Genomic DNA, 17,227 nt, shown 5'->3' with positions numbered 1-17,227 from the left:
CGTCAACGCGACACCGGCCGCCACCCAACGCTGCCTCTTACGCGCCCACCAACGACGCGGCAGCGTCGACACACGACCAGCACCCACCACAACCCCCCGTGGTCAAGATGTAACAGCGCGCAGACTCTATAGACCCTGAAGATCATCTGTAAAGTGACATCACAACTGGTGACCACAAACCGGGCAGGGCAACATCAGCCACCCGCTGGCCGGCACGCACCGCGACCGACGAGATCCACAGCATCGTCAGCCTCGTCTCGCACCTGACACACCACCGCACCGACAACCGCGCGGCGGGCCGATCAAGCAGGCCCGATGTCTGGGCAGCGGCCGGACTGCCACGAGGTGCACCGACGCGGCGAAGCGCAACGCGAGCGAGTGCCGAACTCCGCCACCGTCCGCCCCAAGCCGATAGGCCCGGCACACCCCGGGCCGGGCCGCTGCAACCGTCAGGAGGTGCAGGTGTTGAGCATGGTCTGCAACGCCGACTTCTCCGCCGACTGCAATCGCAGGCTCCAGTTGTACTTGGTGCGGATCCACATCTTGGCGTACGTGCAGCGGTAGGCGGTCCGGGACGGCTGCCAGGTGGACGGGTCCTGGTCACCCTTGCTCTGGTTGACGTTGTCGGTGACGGCGATCAGTTGCGGGCCGTTCAGGTCGTTGGCGAACGACTGGCGACGGCTCGTCGTCCACGAGTTCGCCCCGGACCGCCAGGCTTCGGCGAGGGGCACGATGTGGTCGATGTCGACGTCGGCCGGGTTGGTCCAGGTCGCCCCGTCGTACGGGCTGTACCAGCTTCCCGAGGTCGGGTAGCAGGAACTGTCCACGCCGACTCCGCTGCCGTCGCGCCGCAGCACCGTCTCGCGGGTGTTGCAGGCGCCGCTGATCGTGATCCAGTGCGGGAACAGGTCTCGGTTGTAGCCGCTGCCGGACTCGGCGGCGACGGTTAACGCGTTCAGGTTCGACTGGGCGGTGGCCTTCGATGGGATGCCGGGCGGGGTGGCGCCGGCGGGTGCGGCGACGAGGGTGGTCGTGGCGACCGCGGCGGTGGCGACGGTCGTGGCGAGGACGAGCCGGATGCGGCGTCGCATGGGTACCTCCCGGGGGTGCGGGGGCAGGTTGTGGTCGCGTGCCGCGACCCTGCTGTGACAGTCATGTAACCAGCGAAGCACCGGGTTCGGGAGATACCGGATGACTGCGGGCTTTGGCGTGATGACCCGCTCGGATAGCCGGGCGAACACCGCGCCGCTTCGCCCATTTGAAGGGGCGGCGTGCCGAGGTGGGCTGGGCGCCTAGGGCGTGTCCTGTCGATCATGAATCGTCGGTCCTGGTCATGACATGCTTCGATCGTGTACTGGACCGAGGACCGCCGGCGTTTTGAGCGTCTGGTCGAGGCGCTGTCGGGACGGGCGGATGTGCAGGCTGAGGCCGAGATGGGTGCACCTCTCGATCCACGGCTTGCGGACTCGCTGGTGGATGTGATGGCGGGCGAGGAGCAACTCGGGCTGGAGACGCTCTGCGTCAACGCCCTCGACTACCGGGTCCGGCTGACAGGTGAGGAGTACGCGGTGATCACCGATCTCGCGCGACGTTGGGATCTAGACCTGCGGGTCATCGGTGAGCTGAACGGGCTTGTGACCCTGGATGACGCATCCGAGCGGTCATGAGCCAGATGATGGTGGCGATGAGTACGAGGCCGGCCCGATACAGGGATGCCGGTTTGGCGTAGCGGGTGGCCAGGTCGCCCCATTGCTTGAGTCGGTTGAAGCAGCGTTCCACGACGTTGCGCCGCCACCAACGTCCAGGCGTGGCGCCCCGTCATCGGGCGAGCCTGGGGCGGCCACGGCGACCTCGTCGGCGATGCCGTCCTCGGCCCTTCATCGTCCTGCACGACGGCCGGGCCTCCAACGCGACGGTAGGCGCCGAACACGGCGTTCCCCAGCACGTCATGCAGAAGCGGCTACGGCACGCCCAGCACCGCACCACGAACGACTTCTATGTGGACGTACTGCCCGAGGCGGAGCACCGTGCGGCGCAAATCATGGAGCAGACGATCCCGCCCCGACCGCGTAGGCATCACACGAGCCCTGTGCCGCTCACACGGCCTTGCCGGATGGCTGTCCCGGGCGGCCCGAGGGCCGGCGACGCGGCTTGCGCCAGCGTCCGATATCGACGTGTACTGGTGCGGCAAGGTGTGTGACGGTGACGAGTGCCTCAAGGGGGAACGTGTGCCGCTGCCTCAGCCGAAACGTGTACCGCGCGGAGACGCCGACCGGACCGACGTTGCCACGGCGGCCACGGCCGGCGACTACGTCGCACTGCTGCGACAGGTGCGGGAGCGCTCCGGTCTGACCTATCGGGAAATCGAGCGCCGCTGCGTCGGGGCCGGGCACTGGTTGCCCCGGAGCACGCTGGCCACCATGCTCGGTCGGCCCACCCTGCCCCGTGAGGATCTGGTCGTCGCGCTGTTGACCGCCTGCGGTCGCGATTCGCCGGAGGTCGAGCGTTGGCTGACGGTCCGGCAGCGGATCGCGGCGGGCCGGGCCGATCCACCGGAGACGGCTGCGACGGGTCCGACATTTGCTGACATCCCGCTCCACGCCGGCCGGACGGCGGATCAGACCACAGATACCGCGACCGTCGACGTCCAATCGACAACACCAGTCGAGTCAGGGCTGGGACGCGAATCTGGGCTGTCGGGGGTGTCGGGCGAGTCGGGGGTGCTGCTGGGAGTGCCGGGCCTGTTTGCCGGGCTTCGCCGGAGGGCGGGGCGGCTCGGTCGTACCCGTCGGGTCGTGATCGTCGTGGCGGGAGTCGTGGTCGCTGCCCTGGCCGCCGTTCTGGTCGTCGTGGTCGGGCCCTCCGCTGATGCCCGGCGTACGGAGGCCGGCACGCCGTTGGTGCTGTGGAGCGACTGCCCGGCGACCATGGTGATGGGGGCGAACAGCAGCTGCGTGCAGGTCCTGCAGGAGCGGTTGCGGGCGCACGGCTTCGACCTGCCGGTCGATGGCTGGTTCGGGCCCTATACCAAGATCCGGGTGATGGCGTTCCAGGTCATGGCCGGCCTGCCGTCGACCTCGATCGTGGACGACCGGGTGAAACGGGCCCTGCACGCCGACTCGCTCAAGGTCCCCTTCTGGCCGAGGAGCGAGGTCGAGTGGACACTGAGGGAGGCGTTTCCGGAGGATCCCGCGGGCGCCGTACGGCTCGCCACCTGCCTGGCACGACTGGATCCGTACTGGATCATGGGCTTTGCGAACGGATCCCGCCGGTGGGGGCTGTTCCAGTTCTCCGACGTGGAACTGCTGGCGCTCGGCGCGGATTCGCGCGCCGCGCTGGACCTGCACTGGAACGTGGCGGCGGCCCGGACCGTGTGGAGCCGTACCAGGGACTTCCGCCACTGGGCGTGCGCCGCTCCGGTCTAAGCCGGACCGGTGACCTCACGAGATGAAGTGCAGGATTACGTTGTGTACGTGATCCCGACCCCCGCGCGGTCAGAGGTAAGGATTCCGCCGGAAGCGGGCGCTGGTCATCGGCTGGGCGCCTGCTGCATCGTGCTGGCCGACGACAAGCCGGTCGCCGACCACGAACCGCCGCCCAGACCGACCAGGCGTGCGGCTGGGCGACCGACGTCCTCGCCGACGATGGCGTCACCGTCTACGGCTGGCAGGCCCGCGCCGGTACGAACTTGATCGAGTACACCGCCGACCTCACCGGAGAGGGCCGAGTGTGAAGCGTCGCTGAGCACGATCGTAGGTTCTCAGCCCCAACCGTTGGCGGCGACGGGACCACCGACACGTCCATCTTTCTTGCGCTGTAGGCGGACCGTTACGACGCAGCTTCAATGATGAAGATCTGCCCGCCCTTGCCCACGCAGCGTCTCGTCACCGCCTCGGTGCCCTCGGAGGCGTCCGATCCCCTGATGCCCACACACGCCTGACCGTCCACCCGCAGTACGTACCTGTTGCTCCCGTAGGGCCACGATGCGGGAGCGAGTTCCCCTGCCCGGTTGGCCTTCGGACAAGCGTCCGGGACATCGCTACAAGCAGGCCGGACAGGTTCCACCCTGTCCGGGACGACCCTGAGCCCTTTCCAAAGCTTCCGCTGGGACGCCAATATCTGAGCAGGCCTCCGCTGCAGCCGCGGCTGGTTGATTCGGTGTCTTCGCTGGTAGTGGGTCTGTTTGGCGCGGCGCTGGTGTCGGTGCCATCGTGACGGTCGATGGGCATGGTCGGAGGGGCGGGTGGTGGTGGTCAGGTGGGACAAGGAGACGGCGGGCCTTGCGAGAGTGAACGGAATGAGTCTTTCATGATCGAGTTGTGTTCCCTTTCTTGTAGCCGATCTCGCGCTCCGACCGAACGGGCTCCCCTTGCGTCCGGATGGGCTGGCTTTGCAACCATACTTACCTCTTCAAGGGTCATCTCGCCGATCGTCGAAACCAGGGCGGCTCGATACGTCTGATCGCTGAGGTGCTCGCAACTCTGCTCGCGGAGGCATACCCGGCACCACACAAGATCGCTGTTTCCACGCGGCACGAGATAGGCAACATCCGGGAGGTGTGGAAACTCGGACAGATCGTCACCGCAAAGCGAGCAGCGCTTGCGCGCTTAGCCGCCGACTGAAAGTCCAACTCTGGTGTGAGCCAACGCCACCGGACAGCACTGGAAGTAGTTTGCCCCCTCCCGTGCGACGGTGCAGCCGAAGGTCTGCCTGATCCAAGTGGCTGCACGGTCCATTTCCTGGTGGACGGGGTCTCTAAGGTTGGGTGTCTTTGCCCATTTTAACGTAGACGCATAGGCCGAAGGCGCCTCGCGGGCCTCCCCCTCAGCAGCAAGGATATTGGCGCCAGTCATGACGCCCGATTCCGCCGCAGCGAAGCGGATGCGCGCATTCCCGAGCTGTCGCGCGAAAGGGCTTTCCGGGAGAGCACCTCGGGTCGGAAGACGATTTCGCGTTTCTGCTTCGACGATGACTGTCCGGGTTTCGGCGGGCTGTGGCCGGGAGATCGGATCCAGCGGGTGTGCGGCAATAAGTGCAATTAGCTATGCGCGTCCGTCGATCAAATATGGGCGGCGCGGAACATCGCGGTGATATCTGGTGGTGACGTCGGTATCCGACGTCCGAATGTGAGAGGGGAAGCATGGGAACTCCAACGGGGGAAGGCGGCCGGACCCGGCCGCCTGGCCGCGGCAGACTGCTTAGCGCGCTGACCGGCGCGGCCGGCGTGCTGGCGGCGGCGCTGTTCGCACCCGCCGTACCGGCCGTCGCCGCCGGGCCGGCCGACGGCGTCATCCGGCACACCGGCGGCCCGACCGCGGTCGTGGACAGCTACCTGGTCGTCTTCAAGGACGCGCGGGTGAGCGCCACCGCGGTACGCAGCCAGGCGCGGGAGACCGCCGACCGCTCCGGCGGCGGGACGGTCGTGCGGACGTACCGGCACGCGCTGCGCGGCTTCGAGCTGACCGCGCCCGCGGCGGTGGCCAAGCGGATCGCGGCGGATCCGGCGGTCGCCTTCGTCGAGCAGAACCATCGCGTCCGGGTCAGGGACACCCAGAGCCCCACCCCGTCCTGGGGACTGGACCGCATCGACCAGCGATCGCTACCGTTGAACAACAGCTACACCTACCCGGTCATCGGCAGCGGGGTGCGGGCGTACGTCGTCGACACCGGGATCAGGTTCTCCCACACCGCGTTCGGCGGGCGGGCGGTCTCGGGCTTCGACGCCATCGACGGCGGATCCGCCGACGACTGCCACGGGCACGGCACACACGTGGCCGGAACGGTGGGTGGCGGCCCGTACGGGGTCGCCAAGGGCGTCACCCTGGTCGCCGTACGCGTGCTCGACTGCGTGGGCGATGGCACGTGGGGGCAGGTCATGGCCGGTGTCGACTGGGTCGCCGGCGACCACGACCCGGGTGAGCTGGCGGTCGCGAACATGAGCATCGGCGGACCTGCGGACAGCGCGATCAACCTCGCGGTCGCCCGTGCGATCGACGACGGTGTCACGTTCGCGGTCGCCGCCGGCAACGACAACATCAACGCGTGCGGTAGCTCTCCGGCCAGCGAGCCCAAGGCCATCACCGTGGCCGCCACGGGCGGCGCGGAGGGCAGTTACGGCGGAAACGACGCCCGCGCCAGCTTTTCCAACTACGGCAACTGCGTGGACATCTTCGCGCCGGGTGTGAACATCACCTCCTCGACCATGGACAGCAACACCTCCAGCGATGGCTGGGACGGTACGTCGATGGCCAGCCCGCACGTCGCCGGCGCCGCCGCGCTCGTCCTCGCGCAGAATCCCTCGTTCACCCCGCAGCAGATCCGCGACCACCTCGTGAACAACGGCACCACCGGGGTGGTCACCAGCCCCGGCGCCGGGTCTCCTAACGTGCTGCTGTACGTCCCGAACGCGCCGCCGCCGGCCCACGACTTCGCCATCGCTCTCTCCCCGGCCGACGGGGCCACCGAGCCGGGCGGGTCGGTGACCGCGACGGTCGCCACCACGGTCACGGCCGGCTCCGGGCAGCCCGTCACGCTCGCCGCGAGCGGTCTTCCGGCGGGCGCGACCGCGTCGTTCACCCCGTCGTCGATCACGTCGGGCGGATCCGCCACGCTCGTGGTCCAGACCGGCGCCGCGACGCCACCGGGCAGTTACCCGGTCACCGTCACCGGCACGGGCAGCTACGCCGCGCGTACCGCGACGTTCACCCTGACCGTCACCGGCCCACCCGGATGTTCCCAGTCGAACCCCACCGACGTCACGATCGAGGACGAGTCGATCGTGGAGAGCGCGGTGACCGTCGCCGGCTGTGCCGGGAACGCCTCGGCGACCAGCACGGTCGAGGTGCACATCGTGCACACCTGGGTCGAGGACCTGATCCTCACCCTGCTGGCACCCGACGGCAGCAGCTATCTGCTGCGTGGTCTGACCGGGGGCGGGGCCGACAATGTCGATGAGACGTACACCGTGAACCTGGCCGGCGAGGCCGCCAACGGCACGTGGCGGCTGCGGGTAGAGGACGTGGCGTCGCAGGACACCGGCTTCATCGACTCCTGGACGCTCAACCTCGCCGGTGGCGGCACCCCGGTTCGCTGCGTCGGCAGTAACCCGACGGACGTCACGATCCCCGACATGTCGACCGTGACGAGCGGGGTCACGATCGCCGGCTGTGCCGGGAACGCCTCGGCGACCAGCACGGTCGAGGTGCATATCGTGCACACCTGGATCGGTGATCTGGTCGTCAGCCTGGTGGCGCCGGACGGCAGTGTCTACGTGCTGCACGACCGGGCCGGCGGGAGCACGCAGGACATCGACGAGACATACACCCTGGATCTCTCCGGCGAGGCCCGGGCCGGCACCTGGCGGCTGCGGGTACGGGACGCGGCCACGGGGGACACTGGCCACCTCGACAGTTGGGCACTGACCCTGTAACGGACGCCCACCCGGCCGTGGGGTTCGTCCATGGTGCGATGCGGACGAGCCCCACGGTCGAAGTTGGCCAACCAGGCAATTTGATCATGCCGGGCTCTGGACAACGCGGCTTCGCCGAAGAGGTCATCGCCGGACGGCGACCTGTCTGCCGTCGCGATGGCGGCAAACGCCGAAGTAGCGGGCAAATGCCCTGTGACGCGGTCAATGACCTGCGGACTCAACGTTTGCAGAAGGCTCGCCCAAGGTGGGCTCGGACATGATCACGACGCCGGACCGGCGCGTTTCGGTGTGGTTGGGGCACATAGTCGGGCGACGGTGCCTTGCCCATCCGCTCAAGGAGGTACCGACTCATGAACAGACGCAGGTCGACCGGTCTGTTGACGGCTGCGTGCGCGCTGATTCTGTCGTTGCTCACCGCCGGCTCGCCGCAGGCGCCGACGGAGGACGGCGATTCGCAGGCTGATCCGATGGTCGCTGGAACCCCCGTGCCAGCCGCGCAGCGGGAGCCAGGGGCTGAGGACATGACGCGGCCGCTTACCCGGCGTACGTCGGTGTACCCGGTCGCTGGGCGCAACCGAGTGTCCCTGCCACGTGTCGACGCTACGGGCACCACCGAGGTGACCGTGGAGACCCTGGACCCGGAGAACGTCGCCCGGCTGGGTGGCACGGGGCTCGGTGTTCGGGTGTGGCGTGTGGATGACCGGCGCTCCGCCGAGAAGGTGCGGCTGGAGATGAACTATTCCGGCTTCGCCAACGCCCACGGTGGTGGCTTCGCTGGCCGGTTGCGAGTGGTCAGGATGCCTGAGCGCGAGTGGGTGCCGGCGCGCAACGACCTGTCCCGGCAACGGCTGGTGGTCGAGGTGACGCCCGGGCCCGCTAGTGAGCCGGCGCCGGTGCTGATGCTTGCCACGGCCGCGGGCGGATCGTTCTCGGGCAACTTCGGCGCTACCGATCTCGCACCGACCGGGAGTTGGCAGACCGGGTTGTCGTCCGGGTCGTTCACTTACAGCTACCCGGTGCCGGTGCCCGCCTCACCGCAGGGCAAGGGCCCGGAGCTCGCGTTCCGGTACAACTCGTCCGCGGTCGACGGGATGACGGCGGCCACCAACGCCCAGGCGGGTTGGACGGGCCTGGGCTGGCAGCTCGGTTCGGACTACATCGAGCGCCGTTACAAGCCGTGCGCTGAGGACGCCACCGGACCCGGCAAGAAGTCCAAGCAGAAGAACTGGGGCCATTTCTGTTGGGAGTCGCCGGACGAAAACGATGGGCAGGCCGAGACAACGGACCCTACTAACTCGGATCTGTACCTGTCACTGGGCGGTCGTTCCAGTCGAATCGTCAAGGACCGGCTTACCGGAACGTGGAAAACGGAGGAGGACTACGGCTGGAAAATCGTGCATGTCGACGGCGGCGCCGGCGGCCAGCCCTACTGGCTTGTCACCACACAGGCCGGCGACGTCCACCGCTTCGGCTTCGAGCGGAACTCGATGTGGCAGATCCCGTACGCGGGTGACGACCCGGGGGAGCCGTGCAACGACCAGTACGCCAACGGCGGCCGGGACTACCCCGGCATGTGCTTCGCGCCGTGGCGCTGGAACCTCGACCAGATCGTCGACGCCAACGAAAACCTGACCACTTACCACTGGAAGCGAGAGTCGGGCAAGTACCTCTACTACGAGACGGGAAGTTGCTGCACCGACCCGCCGACGTCCGTCTACACGCCGATTGACTACGATCGCGGCGGCTACCTTGATCGCATCGAGTGGGGTTCGAACACCAGCATCGCCGCGAGCCGGCCCACCACGAAAATCGCGTTCAACATGGTGTCGCGCTGCTCGAGCACCACGGAACGCGACGACCCGTTGGCCAGCCCGTACCCGATCGACACCGGAACCGGGAACCTGATGTGCGGCGGCTCCTGGGACGTGCCGGACGACCTCGTCCGGTGCGAAACCTATCAGTGCAACAACGGCTCGCCCGCGTTTTTTATCATGCGGCGGCTGGACTCGGTCGTGACCTACGCCCTCGACGGCGCGACCGGTGCGTGGGACGACGTCCACAAGCTGCAGTTGCGCTTCAAGTACGTCCGCTCGCCGGAGGCAGGCAGCAACGGCTGCTGCACGCCGACGCTGTGGCTGGACTACATCCGTCCGGTCGGCCTGATCGGCTCAGGCGAGGTGCGGCTGCCCCCGGTGGACTTCGACGCGATCGAACTCAACGGGCGCGTGGACTGGGGCGCCGACTTCTTCCTGATCAAGCCGAAGGCGATCCTGCCGCGCATCGCCACCGTGCACAACGGCTACGGCGGGCGGATTGAGGTGACCTACGGCAGACCGAACGCGTGCCCCGACGGCGGCGCGGAGGCCGACGGTTACTCCGACTGGTACAACGCGCTCCGGTGGGACCGCAACAACCAGGACTGCTTCCGCACGTACGACTTCTGGATGCCGTTCGGCGGCGGCCCCGAGGTGATGTGGGGCGTCTACCACAAGTACCACGTCACCAGGGTCGTCGAACGCGACACCGTCGCCGCGTCCCCGGACGTCGTGACATCCTACGATTACCAGGGCCGGCCGGCGTGGGCGTTTCCGGTGAACTACCTCGGCACGAAGCTCACCGTCCCCACATCCGGGGGCACCGCCCAACTCGAGACCGCGTCCTGGAGCGAGGCACGCGGCTACGAGACCGTGCGCACCCTCAAAGGATCCGGCACCGACCCGGCCGGGTACACGGTCACCACCGACACGTTCTTCCGTGGCATGTTCGACGATGTCTACGCCGACGGCACCCGAAAACAGCTCCGGCTCACCGACTTCGACGGCGGCGTGTGGGACGACCTCGCGGTGTTCGCCGGCCGCTCGCTTCAAAAAACGCAGTGGAACATGACGAGCTACTCGCCGCGCCAGTACGCCGAAACCGAGTCGACCCGGCACGAGTTCGCGCGCGTGACCACCGGTGACGGTCCCGGTGTGCTCGACCCAGGGCGCGTGGACGACGTGCGAACGCGCGGCCGCCAAGCGCTGAACGCGGGGGGCTTCCGCTACACCGACCTGCGTACCACCTATGACACGTACGGTCTGCCGACCCGCCGCAACGACTACGGCGTCGACGGTCTCGCCACCGACAACACCTGCACCACGACGAGGTACGCCCGGAACACCACGCAATGGTTGATCTCCTTTCCCGTCGTCATCGAGGAGCGCACGGGCGACACCTGCACCGCCGGCGCGATCACCGGACGGACGGAACTGGCCTACGACAACGCCACCCAGCCCGCCGACGGCAACGCCACCCAGGAGCGCCGGTGGGTCGACGCCAGCCGCATCGCTGTGACCAGAACGGCGTTCGACGACTACGGCCGGGTCGTCTCGGTGACCGACCCGGTCGGCAAGATCACCACCACGACGTACAACCCGCCCGTCGGGTTCCCCGACGCGGGCGTGACCACCACCAACCCGGCCAACCACGAGACCACGACCTGGTCCAGCCGCGCGCATGGGCAGCCGGTAAGGATCCGCGACGCGCAGGGCCGGATGACCGAGCTGGACTACGACCCGCTCGGCCGCGCCACTGCCGCTTGGGGGCCGGGTGAACCCCGTGGCGGCGGCACGCCGAGCAGCCGGATGTCGTACACGCTCGCGTACAACGGCAGCACGGGCCAGCCGACCGCGCCCGTGCGGACCTTGACGGAGAAGCTCCTGTCCGGCACCGGAGCCAGCGCCCGATGGCAGGCCAGCTACGCCTACGACGACGGGTTCGGGCGCATCCGCGAGGCGCAGACCCCCTCGCCGGCCGGCGGCCGGATCGTGGTGGCGAGCCAGTACGACGGCCGAGGCCAGCTGGCGGTCAACACCTCGCCAATGCACAACGCCGCCGCCCCCGGCGCTGGTCTGCTCAACCCCGCCAGGGCCGCCATCCCCATCGCGACCAGGTATGTGCGCGACGGCGCCGAGCGAACCACCGCGGCTGTGCACACGACCAACGGGGTCGACCAGCGGCAGGTGCGGGCCACGTACGCCGGGGAGGACCTGGTCACGGTGAGCCCGCCCACCGGTGGCAGCACCGAGTACTGGTTCGACCGCGAGGAGCGGGTCGTCCGAGTCGTCGAGGCGGTGCAGCCAGGGGTGTCCCGGCAGACGCGGTACGAGTACGACACCGACGGCAACGTCACCAAAATCATCGACGCCCGGGGCAACGTGCGCACCTTCCAGTACGACTGGCAGGGCCGCGTCGTCGCCGTCACCGACCCCGACTCGGGCAGCAACACGAAGAGCTACGACCTCGCTGGTCGCCTCACGTCAACGGTCGACGGACGGGGACAGAAGATCTCGTACGGCTACGACGACCTGGGACGCAAAACGTCCCAGTGGGCGGGAGAGCAGGACACCGGCACCAAGCTCGCCGAATGGACCTACGACAACGTGGCCGACGGGCAGCTTGACTCCGCGACCCGGTGGGTCGGGTCCGACGCCTACCGATACGAGATCACCGGGTACGACGCCGACAACCGCCCCACGGCCACCCGGATCACCATCCCGGCGGCCGAGGGTGCGCTGGCCGGAACCTACTCGTTCACCGCCGCCTACAATCGGGCGGGACAGCGCACCGAGATCGGCATGCCCGCCGTCGGCGGGCTGCCCGCCGAAAAGGTGACCACGACCTACAACGACCAGGGACAGGCGAACGCGCTCACCTCCAACCTCGCCGGAACGGTCTACGTCAAGGACACCACCTACACCGGTACCGGCAAGCTCAGCCAGCGCTCGTACGGCGCTCTCGGGCACATCTCCCGCAGGCTGACCTGGGACCCGGCGACGGACCGGCTGGCCAACGTGACGACCCTGACTAAAGCGGACACCACCGCGCCGGTGACGGTGCAGGACGACAGCTTCTCCTACGACAACAGCGACAACGTCATCCGCGTCGCCGACAAGACCGCCATCGTCGACGGCCAACTCGGCGTGCAGTCGGAGTGCTTCACCTACGACACCGGCAACCGGCTCACCTTCGCGTGGACCACCACCAAACCGGACTGCTCCGCTGGTCCGCAGAACAGCCCAGACGGCAAGGGCCCCGATCCGTACCGGCAGACGTTCACCTACGACGAGATCGGCAACATCGCCAGCGTCGAAACGGACGGGCGCCGGGGCAGCTACGCCTACCCAGCCACGGGGTCGGCCCGGCCCAACGCCGTCACCGCCGTCACCTATCCCGACCGCACGGACAGCTACCGCTACAACGACCCCGGCCAGATGACGTCGCGCACGGTGGCGGGAACGACGACCGACCTCAGCTGGGACGAGGAGGGCCGCCTGCGCCGCAGCACCACCGCCGGCCAGTCCACCGAATACCTCTACCAGGCCGACGGGGAGCGCCTGGTCCGGCGGGAACCGGGTAGCACCACCGTCTACCTGGGTGACATGGAGCTGCGCGCAGCCGGCACCTCGGTCACCGCCACCCGCTACTACGTCGCCGGCGACGGCGCCGTGGTGGCCGTGCGCAGCGAGCGAGGGCTGACCTGGCTGGCCGCCGATCCGCAGCGCAGCGAGCAACTCGCCATCGACGACGACACGGGCCGTGTCGACCGACAGCGTTACCTGCCGTTCGGCGGGCACCGGGGCGGCCGTGACGACATCACCGCCACCGATCGCGGTTTCCTCGGCAAGACCGAGGACGCCGACACCGGCCTGAGTCTGCTGTCCGCGCGATACTACGACCCGTCCGTCGGCAGGTTCATCAGCCCAGACCCGGCGCTGGACCTGCGCAACCCGCAGTGGATGAACAGCTACGCCTACGCGGGCAACAACCCGGTCAGCCGGACGGACCCGAGCGGCCTGGCCAGCTGCTCCAGCACCAAGAAGAGCACCTGCATGCCGGACGCCGACGCGTTGCGGGGCAAGCAGAAGGACCTCGCCAAGACCCGGGAACAGTGCTGGTACCAGGGAAAGAACTGCGACAAGCTGCCCAAGGCCGAGCGCGTTCCGCCGTGGAAACGAACCACACCGAAGGCCACAACCGTCGAAGACGCGCTGTACGCGGCTGCCGACGGGGCCGCGAAAACCGCAATCGGCAAGGCGCGTTTCAAAATGTGCCTGGCCACGGTCCCCGACGTGGGCGGCCGATGCGCCAAGGTCGAAGAGGAAATAAGCAAAGCTTTCAACCGCGCGTATGTCGCTGCCTTCTGCGGTCAGCACAAGGCGTTGTGCGCCGCGGCGGCGCCCGACTATCTGACACTCTCGGTGAGCTTCGGGATCAAGGGTCAGCACATCGCGATCGCGGTGACGGTCACCCGGACCGGACAGGTCTACGCCTCCGGCGAGCGTGGAATGAGCGCAGGCGTCGACATCGGGGGCTTCGGCTTCGCGGTCAAGGTGGGATGGGTCTACGACAGGAACCAGCGACGGGCCACCAGCGCTGATGTCAGCAGTTTCCCGGAAGGGGCGGCAGGGTCGGCTAGCGTGAGTCTGGGGAGGTCCGCATTCCTGGGCATCGCCGTAACCCAGACCCACCACGCGATCGAATACGGAACCTCTCCGCCCGGCGTTAGTTTCGGTATCGGATACGGCCTCCTGGTCGACAAATTGGGTCCTCTCTGGTCGATCTGACGGCTATCCGAAAGGAAATTTGATGAAAGGCTCGCGACGCCTCGCGGCCCTGGGCGCAGTCGCCGCGGTCGCTGCGCTCGTCGTCACCGCGTCACCCGCGCCCTCCGCAGCGGCACAGGAAATCGTCGGCGCGACCAACCCGGCCGCGATCGAAGACAGCTACATCGTCGTCTACAAGGATTCGACCGTGTCAACCCGCGGCGTGGACACTCTCACCGGCCAGTTGGCCGCCGAGTACGCCGTCACCCCGAAGCACACTTTCCGGCACGCACTGCGCGGGTTCGCCGGCACGTTCAGCAAGGACACCGCAAGGAAGCTGGCCGCCGAGCCGGCCGTCGCGTACGTGCAGCAGGACGCGACGATACGGGCCACCGACACTCAGCCGAACCCGCCGTCGTGGGGCCTGGACCGGATCGACCAGCGCGATCTGCCGCTCGATAGCAGCTACAGCTACCCAAACACCGCCGCCAACGTCACCGCATACATCATCGACACCGGAATCCGCACCAGCCACCACGCATTCGGAAGCCGCGCCAGCTGGGGCACCAACACCGTGGACAGCGTCAACACCGACTGCCGCGGCCACGGCACCCATGTCGCGGGTACGGTCGGCGGGGCCCCCTACGGGGTGGCCAAGAGCGTGCGGCTCATTGCCGTGAAGGTGCTCAACTGCGAAGGTGCGGGCACCACCTCCTCGGTGACCGCCGGCGTCGACTGGGTCACCGGTCACCACACCGATGGGCCCGCGGTGGCGAACATGAGCCTCGGCAACCTCGCCCCGCAACCGGTCTTGGAGAACGCCGTGCGCGCGTCGATCGCCGACGGGGTGACCTACGCGGTCGCCGCCGGCAACGAGTACGGCGACGCCTGCGCCCACTCACCGGCAAACGTCACCGAGGCGATCACCGTGAGCGCGTCCGACACCGACGACTACCGGGCCATCTTCGCCAACTACGGCACATGCACCGACATCTTCGCGCCTGGCTACGGCATCACCTCCGCCTGGAACGGCAGCGACACCGACACCAACACGATCGACGGCACGTCCATGGCAACCCCGCACGTCGCCGGCGCGGCCGCCCTGCTGCTCGGCGCCAACCCCGGCCTAACCCCGGATCAGGTGGCCAGCACCATGTTCGATGCCGCCACGCCGGACCGGATTATCGACGCCGGCCCCGGCACGCCCAACCGGCTGCTGTACGTCGAGGGCGGCGGTGGCCATCCCGGCAGCCCGGTGGTCGCCGATCCGGGCAACCGGACCGACACCGCCGGCGCGGCCGTGAACCTGCCGATGTCCGCGTCCGGCGGCACCCCGCCGTACAGGTGGTCGGCCGCCGGGCTGCCAGCCGGCCTGTCGATCAATTCGGCCTCTGGGTTGATTTCCGGCACGGTGAGCACCTCGGGCGTCTCCACCGCCACGGTCAACGCGACCGACGCTGACAGCCGATCCGGCAGCGTGTCGTTTACGTGGACCGTGACCCCGGCGAGCGGCGGCTGTGTGAGTCCGGGCCAGAAGCTGGTAAACCCGGGCTTCGAAAACGGCGACGTGGGTTGGGCGAACGCCACGCACACCATCGGCCGGTGGACCGGCGCCAACGCGCCGCGTTCCGGCACGCAGGCAGCCTGGGTCAGCGGCGATGGGCAGGTCCGTACTGAAAGGCTGGAGCAGACGGTAGCCCTCCCGGCGGGCTGTACCAACATGCGGCTGAGCCTGTATCTGAAGATCCATACGGACGAGTTCATCAACGTCATCCCGTACGACACGTTTACCATTCGGATCGGCTCGACCGTACTCGCTACCTACAGCAACATCGACGAGGGCCCGTACAAGCTGCGGACGTTCAACGTGGGCGGGTATGCGGGCCGAACGGTGACGATCAGCTTCACCGGTGCGGAGGACTCGTCGTTGCAAACGTCCTTTGTGCTCGACGATCTCTCGCTCACCGCGGACTGACGCAGTCGAGGGTGTCAGCCGCCTCAGAATCCCCCAGTTGCCGTACCCCGTGGCCGATGTCGAGACCAATCTTCGCGCGTCTCGACATCGTGCACAGTCAATGAAAAATCGTGATGAGTACGGAATCCCGGCTGCTCGGCGCCGTTGAGGCGCGGATCGACGGCTTGCCGCTGAAACTTGGGCACGCCCGCCAGCACCTCGTCTTGGCGGCCCTGCTGGCGGAGGCGGGCAGCCTGCTACTGGTGGATCAGCTTGTCCACCGGGTATGAGGTGACGAAACGCCGCACCAGCGCCGCAGCACGCTCTACGGCTGCGTTTCCCGGCTGCGCCAGGCGCTCGCACCGGCCGGCGTTGATACTCTGCGCAGCTCCGGTGGGTATCTCTTTCCTGTCGACCCGTGTCGGGGCCGGCTGGGCTTACCGGGTATGGGTGGGATCGCGTCGACCCGGGGTATCAGCTGGGTGACGTCGTGGCGGTTGCCGCCGGTCAGGCGGCAGCGCACTTCCGGGCAACCCGAGACTCTAGGGACAGTAATGGATCCGTTGGAGCGAAACCTCCTGTGGCTCGGCGTCGAGGACTAGACAGGGCTGTGGCAGGCTGTCGCGGAAGTGCGCGTGGGCCCACCCGAAGTGTGATCTACATACTCCCCCGGGCCGGGCGAACGCATGCTCGATGTCATGCGCGTCGTCGGTAAGCGGCGGCGTGCTCGGCGTCCGCCTGGGCCCGTACCCGAGTCAGGCCGAGCGCGTCCGCTATCGCGATCGCCTCCTGGGCGCAGCCGAGCGCCTTGTCCACGGCGCCGAGCGGCCGCCAGGCGCGGGCCAGGCCGATCAGGGCCTCCGCCTCGCCCATCGGGTACCGGGCCCGGCGCGCCCGGTCGACGGCGCGGCCCAGCATGGCCGCCGCCTGGTCCAGTCGGCCGAGGTCGAGGTCGAGGTCGATTAGTCCGAGCCGCTCGAGCGCCCCGCATCCGTGGTAGTCGTCGTTAATCTCGTCGTACCAGGCAAGGGCCTCCGTCAGCGAACAAAGGTGCGGTCAGAACCGCCAACCTGCAACCGCCATGGCAGCTCAAATACGAGTTCAGCTTGCACATCCGCCCAGCTCAACGAAGGGAATGCCACGGTCGAGCCGTACAGGTCATCTCTAGCCGGGGGCGCCTCGTAGAACCGAGGCAGCCCGGCGCTCTTGATCGACTTCTGGTAGTAGGACGGCCGATAACGTAACCCAATGATGCGAGGC

At 68.1% G+C, this 17,227-nt stretch carries 8 protein-coding genes and 2 pseudogenes; 6 read left to right on the top strand and 4 right to left on the bottom strand.

The genetic code is table 11. The annotated features are described in order from the left end of the window. Positions 1-449: 449 nt before the first annotated feature. Positions 450-1,091 carry an HNH endonuclease family protein gene (locus tag Pen02_RS39615; RefSeq protein WP_203871354.1) on the bottom strand — a complete coding sequence of 214 codons (642 nt, stop codon included), beginning with the start codon at positions 1,089-1,091 and terminating at the stop codon, positions 450-452. Positions 1,092-1,349: 258 nt separating this feature from the next. Between Pen02_RS39615 and Pen02_RS39610 the strand changes: the two genes are divergently transcribed. Further along, positions 1,350-1,667, top strand: coding sequence for a hypothetical protein (locus tag Pen02_RS39610; protein WP_203871353.1), 318 nt, complete (start codon positions 1,350-1,352; stop codon positions 1,665-1,667). Here Pen02_RS39610 and Pen02_RS39605 read toward each other — a convergent pair. Next, positions 1,612-1,818, bottom strand: a pseudogene (locus tag Pen02_RS39605) (hypothetical protein); the annotation flags it as partial. The gene Pen02_RS39610 and the pseudogene Pen02_RS39605 sit on opposite strands and share 56 nt — an antisense overlap. A gap of 209 nt (positions 1,819-2,027) precedes the next feature. On the opposite strand from Pen02_RS39605, the gene Pen02_RS39600 reads away from it, so the two are divergent. From Pen02_RS39600 to Pen02_RS39580, 5 genes are all read left to right on the top strand, one after another. Then, positions 2,028-3,425, top strand: coding sequence for a peptidoglycan-binding protein (locus tag Pen02_RS39600; RefSeq protein WP_203871351.1), 1,398 nt, complete (start codon positions 2,028-2,030; stop codon positions 3,423-3,425). A 1,715-nt stretch (positions 3,426-5,140) separates the two neighbouring features. After that, complete coding sequence (locus Pen02_RS39595) at positions 5,141-7,429, top strand: S8 family peptidase (protein ID WP_203871350.1); 2,289 nt, start codon at positions 5,141-5,143, stop codon at positions 7,427-7,429. 350 nt (positions 7,430-7,779) lie between these two features. Next, entirely contained in the window at positions 7,780-14,034 is a 6,255-nt protein-coding gene (locus Pen02_RS39590; protein ID WP_203871349.1) for an RHS repeat-associated core domain-containing protein, read from the top strand. Positions 14,035-14,056: 22 nt separating this feature from the next. Continuing rightward, complete coding sequence (locus Pen02_RS39585) at positions 14,057-15,988, top strand: S8 family peptidase (protein WP_203871348.1); 1,932 nt, start codon at positions 14,057-14,059, stop codon at positions 15,986-15,988. Between the two features lie 113 nt (positions 15,989-16,101). Further along, a complete protein-coding gene (locus Pen02_RS39580; RefSeq protein WP_203871347.1) occupies positions 16,102-16,257 on the top strand; it encodes a hypothetical protein in 156 nt (51 codons plus the stop codon). Positions 16,258-16,388: 131 nt separating this feature from the next. Here the strand turns inward: Pen02_RS39580 and Pen02_RS42325 are convergent. Next, positions 16,389-16,478, bottom strand: a pseudogene (locus tag Pen02_RS42325) (IS5/IS1182 family transposase); the annotation flags it as partial. Between the two features lie 185 nt (positions 16,479-16,663). Then, positions 16,664-16,885, bottom strand: a complete 222-nt coding sequence (locus Pen02_RS39575; RefSeq protein WP_203871346.1) for a hypothetical protein — start codon at positions 16,883-16,885, stop codon at positions 16,664-16,666. Positions 16,886-17,227: the final 342 nt, after the last annotated feature.

It is taken from the genome of Plantactinospora endophytica, assembly GCF_016862915.1.
In the GTDB taxonomy this organism is placed as follows: Bacteria; Actinomycetota; Actinomycetes; order Mycobacteriales; family Micromonosporaceae; genus Plantactinospora; species Plantactinospora endophytica.
This window is presented reverse-complemented; position numbering and strand designations above follow the sequence as displayed.

Bases quoted from the DNA above. Each gene is read 5' to 3' on its own strand.
- Pen02_RS39615 (WP_203871354.1), bottom strand. From the start codon at position 1,091: ATGCGACGCCGCATCCGGCTCGTCCTCGCCACGACCGTCGCCACCGCC.
- Pen02_RS39595 (WP_203871350.1), top strand. From the start codon at position 5,141: ATGGGAACTCCAACGGGGGAAGGCGGCCGGACCCGGCCGCCTGGCCGC.
- Pen02_RS39590 (WP_203871349.1), top strand. From the start codon at position 7,780: ATGAACAGACGCAGGTCGACCGGTCTGTTGACGGCTGCGTGCGCGCTG.
- Pen02_RS39585 (WP_203871348.1), top strand. From the start codon at position 14,057: ATGAAAGGCTCGCGACGCCTCGCGGCCCTGGGCGCAGTCGCCGCGGTC.
- Pen02_RS39580 (WP_203871347.1), top strand. From the start codon at position 16,102: ATGAGTACGGAATCCCGGCTGCTCGGCGCCGTTGAGGCGCGGATCGAC.
- Pen02_RS39575 (WP_203871346.1), bottom strand. From the start codon at position 16,885: ATGCTGGGCCGCGCCGTCGACCGGGCGCGCCGGGCCCGGTACCCGATG.